Annotated in this window: 10 protein-coding genes; 1 reads left to right on the top strand and 9 read right to left on the bottom strand. The window is 38.9% G+C overall.

Annotated features, from left to right (window positions below; genetic code table 11):
• Nucleotides 1-153: 153 nt before the first annotated feature.
• From J7R07_RS03345 to gyrB, 8 genes are all read right to left on the bottom strand, one after another.
• Nucleotides 154-1,152 (bottom strand): complex I NDUFA9 subunit family protein, encoded by a 999-nt coding sequence (locus tag J7R07_RS03345; RefSeq protein ID WP_208435522.1) that lies wholly within the window; start codon nt 1,150-1,152, stop codon nt 154-156.
• A 43-nt stretch (nt 1,153-1,195) separates the two neighbouring features.
• Entirely contained in the window at nt 1,196-2,515 is a 1,320-nt protein-coding gene (locus J7R07_RS03350; RefSeq protein ID WP_208435523.1) for a bifunctional folylpolyglutamate synthase/dihydrofolate synthase, read from the bottom strand.
• A gap of 4 nt (nt 2,516-2,519) precedes the next feature.
• Nucleotides 2,520-3,440, bottom strand: a complete 921-nt coding sequence (gene accD, locus J7R07_RS03355; RefSeq protein ID WP_208435524.1) for an acetyl-CoA carboxylase, carboxyltransferase subunit beta — start codon at nt 3,438-3,440, stop codon at nt 2,520-2,522.
• Between the two features lie 595 nt (nt 3,441-4,035).
• Nucleotides 4,036-4,755 carry a sulfate transporter family protein gene (locus J7R07_RS03360; protein ID WP_208435525.1) on the bottom strand — a complete coding sequence of 240 codons (720 nt, stop codon included), beginning with the start codon at nt 4,753-4,755 and terminating at the stop codon, nt 4,036-4,038.
• A gap of 731 nt (nt 4,756-5,486) precedes the next feature.
• Entirely contained in the window at nt 5,487-6,884 is a 1,398-nt protein-coding gene (coaBC, locus tag J7R07_RS03365) for a bifunctional phosphopantothenoylcysteine decarboxylase/phosphopantothenate--cysteine ligase CoaBC (protein ID WP_208435526.1), read from the bottom strand.
• 69 nt (nt 6,885-6,953) lie between these two features.
• Nucleotides 6,954-8,540, bottom strand: a complete 1,587-nt coding sequence (ubiB, locus tag J7R07_RS03370; protein WP_208435527.1) for a 2-polyprenylphenol 6-hydroxylase — start codon at nt 8,538-8,540, stop codon at nt 6,954-6,956.
• A gap of 2 nt (nt 8,541-8,542) precedes the next feature.
• Nucleotides 8,543-9,325, bottom strand: a complete 783-nt coding sequence (gene ubiE, locus J7R07_RS03375) for a bifunctional demethylmenaquinone methyltransferase/2-methoxy-6-polyprenyl-1,4-benzoquinol methylase UbiE (protein WP_208435528.1) — start codon at nt 9,323-9,325, stop codon at nt 8,543-8,545.
• Nucleotides 9,326-9,442: 117 nt separating this feature from the next.
• Nucleotides 9,443-11,875: a DNA topoisomerase (ATP-hydrolyzing) subunit B gene (gyrB, locus tag J7R07_RS03380; RefSeq protein ID WP_208435643.1), complete on the bottom strand. Its 2,433-nt coding sequence runs from the start codon at nt 11,873-11,875 to the stop codon at nt 9,443-9,445.
• An 866-nt stretch (nt 11,876-12,741) separates the two neighbouring features.
• On the opposite strand from gyrB, the gene J7R07_RS03385 reads away from it, so the two are divergent.
• On the top strand, nt 12,742-13,626 hold the full coding sequence (locus J7R07_RS03385; protein ID WP_208435529.1) for an ABC transporter substrate-binding protein: 885 nt from the start codon (nt 12,742-12,744) through the stop codon (nt 13,624-13,626).
• Nucleotides 13,627-13,638: 12 nt separating this feature from the next.
• On the opposite strand, the gene J7R07_RS03390 is transcribed toward J7R07_RS03385, so the two are convergent.
• Nucleotides 13,639-15,171: a YifB family Mg chelatase-like AAA ATPase gene (locus tag J7R07_RS03390; protein ID WP_208435530.1), complete on the bottom strand. Its 1,533-nt coding sequence runs from the start codon at nt 15,169-15,171 to the stop codon at nt 13,639-13,641.
• Between the last annotated feature and the right edge of the window lie 130 nt (nt 15,172-15,301).

Raw genomic sequence — 15,301 nt, forward strand, 5'->3', positions numbered from 1 at the left:
TCATGTAATGTGTGAATAAGTGGTTTTTCGATTTTGAATATAAAAAGTTGAAGTAAGAAAATATGACTTTGTTCGGTATGCTCATTTCCAATATGGAAAAAACAACAAATTATTATAAATCAATATCTTGTCTAAGACTTGAGAGAATATGCACTAAGCTAGTAGATTCTTGGAAAATTGACCTTGTGGACGAAATCTCCAGAGATAGCTTGGCAAAAGAGCACACATTGCTCTAGGGGTAATGCCTACGCCCTCTAAAGTGTATCCATTTTCTATAGCCTCTTGAGAAACAATGTTATCTATTTGTAGGAAATGTATCTGATTTGTTGTCACAAGTGTTGGTACGAAAGGCAATTTACCGATAGTTCCAAAAAAAACACCACCCAAGAGTCCTAAGGAAAGAGGCACAGAAAGCGTTACTTTCTTACGGTAAATGATTTTTAAAACCTTTTCAAGGGCATTTTTGAATGTGATAATCTGTGGGCCACCAAGATCATAACTTTTTCCAGAGAGAACTTGTCCTTCTAAAGCGCGTACAACAAATTCAGCGATATCGCCAACATATACGGGTTGCAATTTGCTTTGACCACCTCTAAAAAGGGGCATAATTGGTAAAAAACAAGAAAAGTTTGCTAAGGTGTTAAAGAAACAATCTTCTGGACCAAAAATAATGGATGGGCGCATAATAATTGCTTTGTGATGTGTATTCTGAACGATTTGTTCACCCATAGCTTTAACGCGTGCATAAAGAAATGAAGCGTTTTTATTGGCTACAAGCGCTGACATGTAGATAAGTGGAATACCTGCTTTAGCTGTTAACTCAGAGACATTTCGTGTACCATCGATTTGTATATTTTGAAATTTTGATTGATTCGCTTGCGCTAAGCTACCAGGAAGAAATACTGCACCATCTGCTCCAAGCAATGCACGTGCAACAGAGGCACGATGCTCGATATTGGTTTTCAGCATTTGGGTTTGTCCGACTTCTCCTATTTGGAACATATAGTAAGCTTTTTGTGGACAGCGAACAGCAATGCGAACACGATAACCCCGTTTGGTTAAAGTTTCAACAACATACCGCCCCACAAAACCAGAACCGCCGAATACAGTAATAAGTTTAGGATGTTGATAAAGTGCATAATCGAGTTGCATGATCAGAAGGTCTATCTTTTAAAGCTCCATGAGTGATCAATTTCTAACATGGTGGTGTTTTATTGTCACGTAAAATATCGCCGGCAAGATAAAGGGAACCACCAATAAGGACAATAGCATCTTTATGCTCTGTGTTAATTTTATGTAAGGCATCTTGTAGCCGTGCTTGCGGGGTAGCAGAAAGTCCTGCTTTTTGAGCGGATTCAGCTAAAATTTTTGGACAAGTACCAGCACTATTGTTTGTTAATGGGATCGTGTAAACTTTGTTTATGAGGTTTGCTAGAGGGCAAAAATAACCGACAGCATCTTTGGTATTGAGCATACCGGCAATCATGATAAAAGGACGTTCTGTTTTTTTTCTCCACAGCGTAAGCTCTGCTGCAACGACTTTTCCAGAAGCGGGGTTATGGCCACCATCTAACCATATATCAATACTAGGAGACAGCCGATCAATCAAATGTCCATGAGTCAGATGTTGCATCCGTGCTGGCCAGTAAACATTTTGCAAAGCGTGACTTATTGCTTGTTCTGAAAGTTGAAAACCTGCTTGATGTACTGCTTCAAGAGAAGCTCCAGCATTAGCAATTTGGTGGGCCCCCATAAGGTTAGGAAGGGGAAGGTCCATGAGGCATCGAGTGTTTTGAAAGACCATACGTCCATATTCTGTATAGCTTTGATAATCTTGATCAAACAGGGAATAAGATGCTTTATTTTTATCTGCAATGGTTGTTAAAATCGAAAGAGTTTCTTCATGATCTTGTTTACCTATAACCACTGGAACGGTTGGTTTGATAATTCCCCCTTTTTGAAAAGCGATTTGTGCGATTGTGTTTCCAAGAAAAATTTCATGATCATAGTCGATAGGCATAATAAGCGATACAGCTGGTTTTTTGATAACATTGGTAGCATCAAAACACCCTCCTAATCCAACTTCTAAAATCACGACATCAGCTGGATGAATACTAAACAACATAAAGGCAGCTGCTGTTAAAATTTCAAAAACAGTGATTGGTTCTTGATGATTCGCTCTTATAACTTCACGAATTGTCTCAGCCAATTGGTTTTCTGTAACAAGTTGGCCTCCTCCTTTTTGACCGAGCCTACAACGTTCATTCCAATTGACCAGATGAGGTGAGCTGTACATATGAACCTGGTAGCCAGCACTTTCCAAAAGAGCACGACAAATTGCTGAGGCAGATCCTTTACCATTTGTTCCAGCAATGTGAATAACAGGTGCAAGTCTTAAATGTGGATTACCAAGATGTTTTAAAAGGCGAAGAATACGTTCTAAAGAAAGATCAAATTTTTTTGGATAATTTTTTAGTAGATTATCTATCATCCTTTGTACTTGGTTTTGTTCCATAAAGTTAAGCTGCTTTTGTCGTAGAAAGCGATGTTTGAGAATTTGTTGGGGATGAATTGGAAGGGTTAACAGTTGCGGGATATTTCATCATCAAACGCAGAAGTCTTGCAATGGTTTTTTTCATTTCTAAGCGTGATACAACCATATCAATCATACCATGTTCAAGCAGATATTCACTACTCTGGAAACCTTCTGGTAAAGTTTCACGTATAGTTTGTTGAATCACACGCGGTCCTGCAAAACCGATCATAGCACCGGGTTCGGCAATGTGAATGTCGCCAAGCATAGCGTAAGAAGCAGTAACGCCACCGGTAGTCGGATTGGTAAGAACAACAATATAGGGAAGATTTGCTTCTTTCAGCATTTCAATGGCTACGGTTGTACGGGGCATTTGCATCAATGAGAGTGTTCCTTCTTGCATGCGTGCACCGCCAGAAGCGGAAAAAAGAACCAAGGGACATTTTTCGGCAATAGCAGTATCAGAAGCTTTGATAATGGCTTCTCCTGAAGCCATACCAAGTGATCCACCCATAAAGGCGAAATCTTGAACGGTGGCTATAATAGGTAAGCCCTCAATAGTACCGCGTGCACTCAAAATATTGTCATCAACTCCAAGTTTAGAACGATAATCTTTTAAACGGTCGATATAGCGTTTTTCATCGCGAAACTTTAAAGGATCTGTTACAACTTTTGGGTTTTCCATAGTCGTATAAATACCATCATCAAAAAAATGCATGAGACGATCTTTAGCGCTGATGCGCATGTGATAACCAGAACTAGGAATTACATATTGATTCATCTCCAGATCTTTATGGAAAACCATTTCGCCACTGGTGGGATCTTTAATCCATAGATTATCTGGAATTTCACGACGTCCCAATATCGAGTTAATTTTAGGACGAACATAATTTGTAATCCAGTTCATCTTTATAGCCTCTCTTTAAAATATTGTATAATTTTAAAATATTGTATAATTTTCCACGATTTGAAAGAATATAGGACCCAAAATAATCACACTTGTCTTACTGAATGAATAAACAAGCCTCTTTATATCTTTATGCGTATGCGCAGAGCTCTCACTCTATTGTCCTTTAATTTTCTATTTTTTCAATATCACAATAATTCTCTCCCTTAAGAGTATTCCTTACAACAAGCCTCTCAGCAGTTTCGACATTTAAGAACTGACATTTTTTATTTTTTTACTTTGATATCAAAACCCATTCCTTATGCTGGTTGGCAAATTCCTCATTTGCTTCTAATAAAAAAATATATTCGATCAACCATTAACACCAACATCTGTAAAGCAGAGAGACCTCACAACATAATATTAATAAGACTATAATAATCCAAAAAACAATGGACATGATCGCATTATGTTAACGAAATGCCGGCATAAGGGCAAGGTTTTTTTCAAAGGGTTTCCTTAATGAGAGGAATGAAAGCAGTCATTTAGGGTACAAAGTTTGTTTTATACTTCCTTTTTCTCGTGAGCTCTTTTATTGAGTTTTAGGGAAATATCATCATTTTTGTATGACACGTGCGGCAGTCTTTTGGGAAAGCATCTTATGTAAGTGTGTCATAAGGGCAGCTGCAAAAAGCGGCGATGCTAAATTAAGAATGGGAATCGAAACAAAAAGCGCGATCAACAATCCTGCGCCAAAAACTGTTGCGTAATGCGTATGTAAAAAGGCATGTGCCTCTTGTTCAGAGCGGAAACGATAAGCGGTAAACATAAAATATTCACGACCAAGCAAGAAGCCATTAATAACATAAAAGGCAATCAAATTAATACCTGGCACGAAAAACAAAATAAAAGCGATTCCATTGCCTAAAAGGCTTAAAAAAACAAATTGCAAGGAAAGGATAAGAGAACGCCCAAATGGCAGAGCATGTCCAATAGGTTCATTTGGATAATCTTCTTTTTCAATAATTTCAGCAGCAGAGTCAATGAAAAAACCACCAATCATAGCAGTGATTGGAGCAATAAAAAAAGCCATCAGCAAAGCTAAACCAAAATTAAAAACAATAAGCATGCCAAATCCCAACCATCCTGTCCAACTGGGTAATCCAGGAAGAAAATCAGCAACCCAAGGCCAAAAGTAGGATATAAAAAACTGACGCACACATAACCATAAAATAGCGAGCACAACGAAGGTAATTCCCAATGCTTTTAAGATCATCGTGCGATATTGCAAGGTTATAAGCCGTTGTAAAGAACGATAGGCAGCAGTAAAAATCATAACGATTTAGTAAATAAGAAAAAAACAGTGAAAACAAGAGAGAAATTGGAAAGTGCTTTTAAATATGCATGTAATTTCATAAATTCTACAATTTTGTTGATAAAGAATAGATAGTCAAAAGGGAGCATTTCCTACAGTTCTGTAAAATATTTTCTTTAGCGCAATGATATAAAGTGCATTCATGTATATTGAAAAAGACAATGTCATCTTTGTTTGATTTCAGTTTTCTTTTGTATCAAACAAATACAGCAGTGCGAATTTGAAAAGAATATTTAATCTAGAACTTTACCATAGAGTTTATAAAGTGAAATCTATAAGTGATCAGCAGATGAGATTTTCTCGAGAAAAATCAATCAGATGACAGATTAGTGCAGGTTAGTAAACTTCATCTTTTAAAGCGGTGATGGGGGAGATCTTTGTACATACATGGCAGAAAATCACCAGAAGATTTTTCTGTAAAGCGAATGAAGTGAACAGTATACGCGCGTGGCAATAAAAGTCACCAATGTTAATCATTTTATAAATAGACTAAAATACAGAGGAGTTTTCTTCTCTTTTGTGAGGAAGTGGTTGCTTTTTGTCCAAAGGTACTTGTGTCTCAATGAGAATTATCGTCCAGATGGTTTTACGTAATTTGGTCGATGCGTTTAATTTTTGCTTTGTGTTGCATTTTAAAGGTATTCAAATGTCTAATGTCTGGCAGTTTTTATTTGAAAGAAGGCATCTTTTTCTTATGGATGAGCAGGGTTGTGAAGCTCAAAAAATGACACAATAACCTTTGCTAATTTTTGTGCTACTTGCTGTTTACTCATGTACGGCCATTGTTCAACAATTTCTTTACTGACAAGACAAACTTGATTTGTATCAGCGCCCATAACATTTGTGCCATCAGCATGAAGAGAAACGTCATTGGCGAGAATGAAGTCTGCACCTTTTGCAACACATTTTTTTTGTGCATTTCCAATGAGGTCAGAGGTCTCAGCAGCAAACCCAATCACCAACGGCGGTCGGTTTGGAGCATGTCCAATTGTTGCTAAAATGTCAGGATTTTCAACTATATGCAAGGATGGTGGTGTTTTATGGTTACTCTTTTTGATCTTGTGTAAAGATTGCGTTTGGCTTCGCCAATCGCAAACAGCGGCGACAAAAATAGCTCCATCAGCAGGTAATGCCGCTTGAACAGCTTGTAACATTTGGTGCGCTGTTTCAACATGAATGGTTTTCACCTCTTGTGGATCGGCAAGATTCACTGGTCCACAAATCAGTGTCACTTTAGCGCCTAAATGTGCTAAAGCTGTTGCAATGGCATGGCCTTGCTTTCCCGAAGAGCGATTAGCAAGATAACGCACAGGATCAATTGGTTCATGGGTAGGACCAGAAGTAACAATGAAATGGCGCCCAGAAAGTGGTTTTTCCTGCACACCTAAAAGAGACTCCACTGCTGCTACAATGGTTAGGGGTTCACTCATGCGTCCACAACCCGTTTCATCGCGCTCAGCCATTTTGCCAATTTCTGGCCCTACTATATGAACACCATCTTTGCGCAATTGAATAACATTGCGAACAGTTGCTGGATGTGCCCACATCGTTGGATTCATGGCTGGTGCAATTAAAAGTGGACAGCGTGCTGCTAAAAGCACACAATCAGCCAGATCATCTCCTATACCGTTAGCTATTTTTGCGATGCGATTGGCGGTGGCGGGCGCTAAAATAATGAGATCAGCATTACGTGCCAAGCGGATATGTCCAATATCATGTTCTTCTTCGCGTGAAAATAAATCGCTATACACGGTACGACCGCTTAGAGCTTCAGCTGCTAAAGGTGTAACAAATTTTTGCGCTGCTTTTGTTAGGATAATGTTTAAATGCGCTCCACGTTCTTGTAAACGGCGAATCAGGTCAAGCGCTTTATAAGCTGCAATACTCCCACCAATAATAAGAAGAAGTGATTTTGATTGCAATGATTGCGCCTCAAGAACACTTACTTGAGGGAGTGGTAAAGTTAGAATGTCAGCATTGCTTAAAAGACGGCGAACTTCCTCTTCCATAGAGATGCCATTTTTTGCGGCACGTATGCGTAAAGCTTCTTTGATTTCAGGAGAGAGATTACGAACGGTAAGACTAGCCATAAAATACCTCCAAGAAATAAGATGATTTCAATGATTGCATAATTGATATTTTTTAGCATATTGAGCAGACTAGAAAAGATGAAAAAGGTAAAAAGTAATGCAAGCGCAGCAAAACGCAATGATGAACAGACTATAACGGCCATAACGATTGGTGCGACTTTGTTCGGCAGCAAGTTGCTTAAGGGTTGTGGGGGAAAGATTAAATCCTTTTTCTCTGATTGTATTGAGGTCTTCTTCCATACGTTGGAAATTTTGTATCAATTGCGGTGTTTTGCGGGCTAATGAAAGGAGTGATTGCGCCCCTTCACTAAAGTCTTTTACTATTCCTACAGGTCCTAAATTTTTGCTAATCCATTCCCTGACAACAGGTTCAGAAGCTTTCCACATATTAAAATAAGGGTCCAATGTGCGCGCTACACCTTCAACAACAACCATCGTTTTTTGTAGCAATAGAAGTTCAGGTCGTGTTTGCATGTCAAATAATTCAGTGACTTCAAACAACAATGTGAGCAACTTAGCCATAGAAATGCTATGTGCAGATTGCCCATGAATTGGTTCACCAATGGCACGATTGGCTTGAGCAAAGCTTTCAATATTATGGTGTGGAGGCACATATCCTGCTTCAAAATGAGCACGTGCCACCCGATGGTAATCGCGAGTAATAAAGCCGTAAAGAATTTCAGCAAGAAAATGCTTTTCTTTTTTACCAAGTCGCCCTGTAATTCCTAAATCAATAGCAACAATACATCCTTTTGAATCTACAAATAAATTACCAGGATGCATATCGGCATGAAAAAAACCATCACGCAATGTATGACGAAGGAAAGATTGAATAAGCGTAACTGCGAGCGCTTGCAAATCAAAACCAGCTTCTTTGAGGGCAGAAATTTCAGATATCCTTATGCCATCAATCCATTCCATTGTTAAAACATTACGCCCTGTTCGCTCCCAGTCAATTTTTGGAACCCGAAAGCCTCTATCATTTTGAATATTTTCAGCCATTTCTGATATGGCGGCTGCTTCTAATCGTAAGTCCATTTCGATACGTGTGCTTTGTGCCAAAGTATCAACAACACAAATAGGGCGTAGTCGTCGAGAAGCCGGTATATAACGTTCTTGTAAACGAGCAACAAGATAAAAGCCTCTAAGATCTTTAGAAAAACGCCTTCTGATATTGGGACGGATGACTTTAACAGCACATTTTTTTTTGTGACCGGTTTCATCAACATATTCAGCTGGATGAACTTGGGCAATAGAAGCGGCAGCAATAGGTGGATAAAAGTTTACGAATAAATCACTGATAGAACGACCAAGCGAATTTTCAATTTGGGCAATAGCAGCAGTACAGGGAAATGTTTCGACACGATCTTGCAGTTTTGCTAAATCTTCCGCAATATCACGTCCAACAATATCGGGTCTGGTAGCAAGAAACTGACCAAGTTTTATGTAAGAAGGACCGAGCTTATTGATGGCATAAGAAATATTTTCAGATCTTTGTTTTTTTTTCGTTTTGCGTCGCGCTAAGGCACCTGCGATACGATGACATAATGCTGGAAATCCTTGGAGATTATCGTGAGGAAGAGCCTTCAAAACGCCTTCACGCGCTAAAACCCATCCCGCGCGCATCAATTGAAAGTAAGTGGAAATTTGCACCATTTTTAAATTTTCCAACCTGAATGCAGTGCTGCGATAGCACCGGTGAGATTGCGGTACGATACCCGTGAAAAACCTGCACGATTGATCATATGGGCAAAATCATCTTGTTTAGGAAATTTACGAATAGATTCAACCAAATAACGATAAGCATCACCATTATTTGCAATGATTTGTCCAAGCTTAGGGATGGCATGAAAAGACCAAATGTCATAAAGTTTGTCGAGTAGAGGCATTTCAACATTTGAAAATTCTAAACATAAGAAACGTCCTCCCGGTTTTAAAACACGAAAAGCTTCTCTAAGTGCTTTATCGATATGGGGCACATTGCGGATTCCAAAAGCAATAGTATACGCATCAAAACTTTTATCTTCAAAAGGGAGCTGTTCTGCATTGGCTTCAACAAAATCAATTCGGGAATCAAGACCATTTTTTTGTGCGCGCTTTTTACCGACACTGAGCATTGAGCCATTAATATCAAGCACTGTAGCATGGGCTTTTTGGCGTGAGGCATTAAGAATGCGAAAAGCAATATCACCAGTACCGCCAGCCACATCCAGAACTTTCCAATTGGAAAATGCTGGGGGAGAAAGCCACGCAACCATAGAATTTTTCCACACACGGTGTAGCCCTAACGATAAGATATCATTCATCTTATCATAGTTTTCAGCGACAGAGTGAAACACACCATCAACCATGGATTGTTTTTGCGTTTCATCAACCCTTGTAAAGCCAAAAGAGTACTCCATACCACCTTTGGCTCCTACGCGTTCTGTTTCAGCTGTCATGTGCATGGCCTTCCTTGTTTTTCTTTTATCGTAAATGAAGTATAGAGAGAATATTTAAATACGAAAAATACCTTATAAGACTGCGACATCTATACAGCTAGAAACAAAAGAGTACCTTTAAATATCAAGATTGGCAACGCTTAAAGCATTGTCTTGAATGAAAATGCGTCTAGGTTCAACTTCATCACCCATTAAACGAGAAAACAGTGAATCTGCGTCGGTTGCGTCATTGATTTTAACTTGTAAAAGAGAACGCGTTTCAGGATCAAGGGTTGTTTCCCAAAGTTGTTCAGCGTTCATTTCTCCAAGACCTTTATAACGTTGGAGAATGATACCTTTTTTAGCGTTCGCAAAAATGCTTTCTAAGAGACTCATAGGTCCAAAAATGCGCTCTGATTTGTCCTTGCGATGAAGGAGAGGTGGAGGGCTATATATTTCTGTGAAGCTTTTAGAAACACGATCAATTTGACGTGCGTCAGCTGAATTCATAAGGCCTGCATCCAAAGTAATAACATCTTTAACGCCGCGTAAAATACGTTCAAAACGTAAACCTCCTTCTGTTGTGTACTCACCACTCCAACCGCGTTCTATATCATCAGCAATTAAATCAAGACGATTTGCCACTTTATCCGCTGTTTTTTGTGCTTTTTCGGGTGTCGAAAGGCCTTCAGAATTAAAAACACCAACAATTGCTGCTTGCTCAACAACCGTGCGATTATAGCGTGTATGAAGACCATTTAAAAGTTGGCGTAATATACGTGCATCTTCAGCAAGCTGACGCAAATCAGCACCTGTACGTATCTCACCTGTTGATAATTCTAATCTTGTCTCTTCCAGACCGCTCTCAATGAGAAATTCTTCGAATGCTATCTCGTTTTTAATGTATTGGGAAGATTTGCCTCGCGACACTTTATAAAGGGGAGGTTGAGCGATATAAAGGTGTCCACGCTCAATCAATTCAGGCATTTGTCTAAAAAAGAAGGTGAGAAGAAGGGTCCGGATATGCGCGCCATCAACATCTGCATCTGTCATGATGATAATTTTATGATAACGCAGTTTATCTGGTGAAAATTCATCTTTACCAATGGAAGTTCCAAGAGCGGTGATAAGTGTTCCAATCATGTCAGATGAAAGCATTCGGTCGAATCGTGCTCGTTCAACATTGAGAATTTTACCACGTAGGGGTAAAATCGCTTGATTTTGACGGGAACGTCCACTTTTTGCTGATCCACCAGCCGAATCTCCCTCGACAATAAAGATTTCTGATTTTGCTGGATCACGTTCTTGGCAGTCGGCAAGTTTTCCCGGTAGAGAAGTTATATCAAGCGCTCCTTTTCGTCTTGTAAGCTCACGTGCTTTACGTGCTGCTTCACGCGCTGTTGCAGCTTCTACCACTTTACTAATGAGAAGTTTTGCCTCATTAGGATGTTCTTCCAACCATATTGAAAGACCTTCATTTACCAAATTTTCAACAATGGGACGCACTTCAGAAGAGACTAATTTATCTTTTGTCTGTGAAGAAAATTTAGGATCGGGAACTTTTACTGAAAGAATAGCTGTGAGTCCTTCACGACAATCATCACCCGTTAAGTTAACTTTTTCTTTTTTAGCAATACCTGAAGATTCAGCATAACCATTAATTTGCCGTGTTAAAGCGCTTCGGAAACCTACTAAATGCGTTCCACCATCACGTTGAGGAATATTATTTGTAAAACATAAGACTTTCTCATGATAGGAATCATTCCACCATAGAGCAACATCGACATTCATTCCGTCCTTTTCACTTGTAATGTAAATAGGAGTGTCAAGCAGTGCTTTTTTTGTTTGGTCAATGTATTTGACAAATTCAATCAATCCACCTTCGTAATGTAATTCAACGGATTGAATATCAGCATGACGTTCATCAACAAGAAGAATATGTATGCCAGAATTCAAAAAAGCGAGTTCACGCAAACGGCGTTCTAACGTTTCAAAATCAAATTCAACCATAGTAAAGGTTTCCGAACTTGGTAAAAATCTGATTTCTGTTCCACTTTCTGTATCGCAATCGCCAACAATTTTGAGTGGAGAATCAGCAACTCCGTGAGTAAATGACATTTTATGAACTTTACCATTGCGTTTGATTTGCAATTTAAGCCAAACTGATAATGCATTTACAACAGAGACACCAACACCGTGTAGTCCACCTGAAACTTTATAGGAATTTTGATCAAATTTTCCACCTGCATGAAGCTGTGTCATGATAACTTCAGCTGCCGAAATACCCTCTGTCGGATGGATCTCCGTTGGAATTCCACGTCCATTATCACGAACAGAGCAAGAACCATCAGCATGGAGTGTGACATTTACAAGAGTGGCATAACCAGCTAAAGCTTCGTCAATAGCATTGTCTACGACCTCATAGACCATATGGTGCAAGCCTGAGCCATCATCTGTATCACCGATATACATGCCAGGACGTTTGCGTACGGGGTCAAGACCTTTAAGGACTTTGATGGAAGCAGCACCATAGTTATTATGCTGTGTCGGTGAGGTTCTTTCATCACTCATAAGTTCATCCATTTCTGTATTCAATGTGTGATATTTCATAAATGCTTTCGCAGTCTGACATTCTAGCCAATTATCTATAGAATAACCACATTAAAAATTTACCGTATATCAAATCTATATTCAACATTTGTCAGTAGAGAATAGAAAGAATGATTTTTGCATACACAACCCATGGAGAGTTATTACGTTGCGTTTTGGCTAAATGAAGAGAACAGTGACAATTGAGGTGGTGAAATTTCTCTCCATGAGTTGGGAATAACCAATGTTTGAGATGGTATTGTTATTTGAAATTTGTAATTACGCGAAGAATAAACCGTTGTTTATTTTTGGATTAAGAATAAAACAAAATTCTTAAATTTTTGATAAGTATTATTTGTAAGATATATAATAAATAACTTCATAAGACGATGTAATTTTTTCTTCTTCTTGAAGAATATTTAAAAACTGATGAAATTGTTAGATGAAGTTAAAGCTGTGTACAAATTATCATTATAGAAGAAAAATCAAGATACTTTTTTTAAGAGCAAAATTTTACGTTTTTTTGAAAAAAAACACGCGAAATGTTTTTTATTTAATGAAGTCTTGAGAAGAGAATAAAGCTGATAAGAGGAGAGAATTTTATTGACAATTTACGCTAAAGAAATAGCTTTTCTCACAAACAGTTTCCTGTTATATGTTTATGTAAGGGACTTTGCACCAAAATTCTGATACTCCTAGTATATTTTGGAAACTATAGGGAAACTGTTAAATTTTTTGACAGTTTAAAGAGATTTCATTCATTAAAGTAGCAGATATTTCCGCGAAGTGCGTTAGATATTACGCCTGAAAAGAGTTGTCTATTCGCTTTGAAAATGGGGGATAAGATTTTGAAAATAAGAAAACCTATATATAGGTTCAATGCTTTTTTGGGGGGGATCGTTGTGGTGTGGGGATTTCTGTTTTCTTCTTTCTCAGAAGTTAAAACGGCCGATAGGCTCCCTTCTTTTTTTAATTCATATAAATATTTGGTGCAACTTAATACGAAAGATATAATGCGTTTGCGTTTTATAACAACGTTTGATTTTCCCCCCTTTAACTTTCTTGATCAAACAGGGCATCTTGCAGGCTATAATATTGATTTATTGCGCGCTATTTGTTCAAAATTAAATTTAGAAAAAGTTTGTGAGGTAGAAGTTGTTCCTTGGGAAGAGCTCGTAGAGCATGTCAAAAATGGTGGTGCAGAAGTCATTATTGCAGGTTTAAAAGAAACAATTAAAACGCATCAAGACCTTGTTTTTACAAGGTCTTATTTGCGTTTTCCAGCTCGGTTTGTTGCATCTCAATTTATTGCAGATCAGCTTGTGAATTTTGATGAATCAATAAGCGATAAGCTGACATATTTAAGTAGTGGATTATTGCTCAAAAGCGCTCACGAAAAGCTATTCCATAGTTATTTCCCTAAAGCTAAATGGCAAGGATTTAAAGATAGGGCGGAGCTTTATCAAGCGCTACAGGATCATAAAATTGATCTTATTTTTGATGATGGCTTTGCATTATCTTTATGGTTAAATAATCAAAAATCTGCTGATTGCTGTCATTTTGTTGGAGGAGCATATATGGCTCCGCAGCTATTGGGGCCAGGAATGCGACTTGCTGTTGCAAAAAAAAATGAAAAATTAATTGATATACTCAATTATGCTCTAAAATCTTTAGAAGATGATGGCAAGCTTATAGAACTTTATCTGCGTTATTTTCCAATTGGTTTTTATTAATCACTGTTTTTCTTAAGAAAGCGCTGTTAATCTTTCAGTGCCTAGTCGGTAAGAAATCGCTTCCGCAAGATGATGGCGTGCAAGATGGTTTGCTTCCTCGAGATCAGCAATAGTGCGTGCAACTTTGAGAATACGATGATAGGTACGGGCAGAAAGATGCATCTTTTCACTCACATCCCGTAAAAGTTTAGCAGCGTTTTGGTCAGGAATGGCAATTTGTTCAATGATTTTAGCAGGACAATCACCGTTAGTGCGAATATGATCAAACCCTAGTGCTGTGAAGCGTTTGGCTTGAATCATACGACACCGTGCGACGCGTTTCGCAACATCACAACTTTTTTCTGATTGTTCTGGTTGCATAAGATCCATAGCTGTTAAAGCAGGGACATCAATTCGTAAATCAATTCGGTCGAGTAAGGGGCCAGAAATACGGGATTGATAATCGATTTGGCAGCGTATTCCTTTTGCGCAAACATAATCTTTTTCTCCTGCCATCCCGCATCGACAAGGGTTCATTGCGGCGATAAGTTGGATGCGGGCGGGATAGCTGATATGGTGGTTTGCACGGGCGATAACGCATTCTTCACTCTCTAAAGGTTGACGAAGGGAATCGAGGACTTGTGGAGAAAATTCAGGTAATTCATCAAGAAATAAAACGCCATTATGTGCAAGTGAGACTTCTCCTGGTCGTCCTTTAAGACCACCACCGATCATTGCTGCCATGGAAGCAGAATGATGTGGAGCACGAAAGGGGCAGTGTCGTGAAATGGTATTGTTGATTGTTTCTCCTGTGATAGAGGCAATCAGAGAAACATCTAAAAGTTCACGGCTATCAAGAGGCGGCAAAATAGAAGGCAAGCGTTGGGCTAACATAGATTTTCCTGCGCCAGGAGGACCTACAAATAAAAGGTTATGTCGCCCAGCTGCGCAAACTTCTAATGCACGTTTGGCAGTTTTTTGTCCTTTAATTTCGCAAAGGTCTGGAAGTTCAGTTTGAAGCGTATATTGGCGTGGTTTTGGACGTTTTTGAATTTGGGTTCCTTTAAAATGATTGACCATAGTAAGAAGAGTCTCGGGGGCGAGAATATTCATCTCTGCATTTGCCCATGCTGCTTCAGGGCCGCATGTATGGGGACAAATGAGCCCTTTATCGAGCGATAAAGCTGTCATTGCGGCTGGTAAAACACCATTAACAGATGTGATAGAACCATCCAATGATAATTCACCTAAAATGACGTAATCTTGTGCGACTTCAGGAGGAAGAATACCCATAGTAAGCATTAAACCTACAGCAATGGGCAAATCGTAATGTGATCCTTCTTTAGGTAAATCAGCTGGTGCAAGATTAATAGTAACACGTTTATTGGGCATAGAAAGCCCACAGGCATAGAGAGCTGCTTGCACACGTTCACGACTTTCTGCGATTGCCTTATCGGCTAATCCAACAATAGCCATTCCTATTTTGCCGGAGGCAACCATAATCTGTACATCGACAGGTACTGCTTCTAGACCGCGAAAAGCAACAGTTGTGACACGCGCGATCATTAGCTTATTCCCCCCTTTTTAACTTAAAAGAGACAAACATATCTGTACATAAAAATCAAGAAGTCTCTATGTGGCTTTTGGGAGAAAGAGATCTATATAGGTAAGCAAGATTTTGGAGTGCAGCTGGGGA

This window comes from Bartonella phoceensis (assembly GCF_902825145.1).
GTDB classification, from domain to species: domain Bacteria; phylum Pseudomonadota; class Alphaproteobacteria; order Rhizobiales; family Rhizobiaceae; genus Bartonella; species Bartonella phoceensis.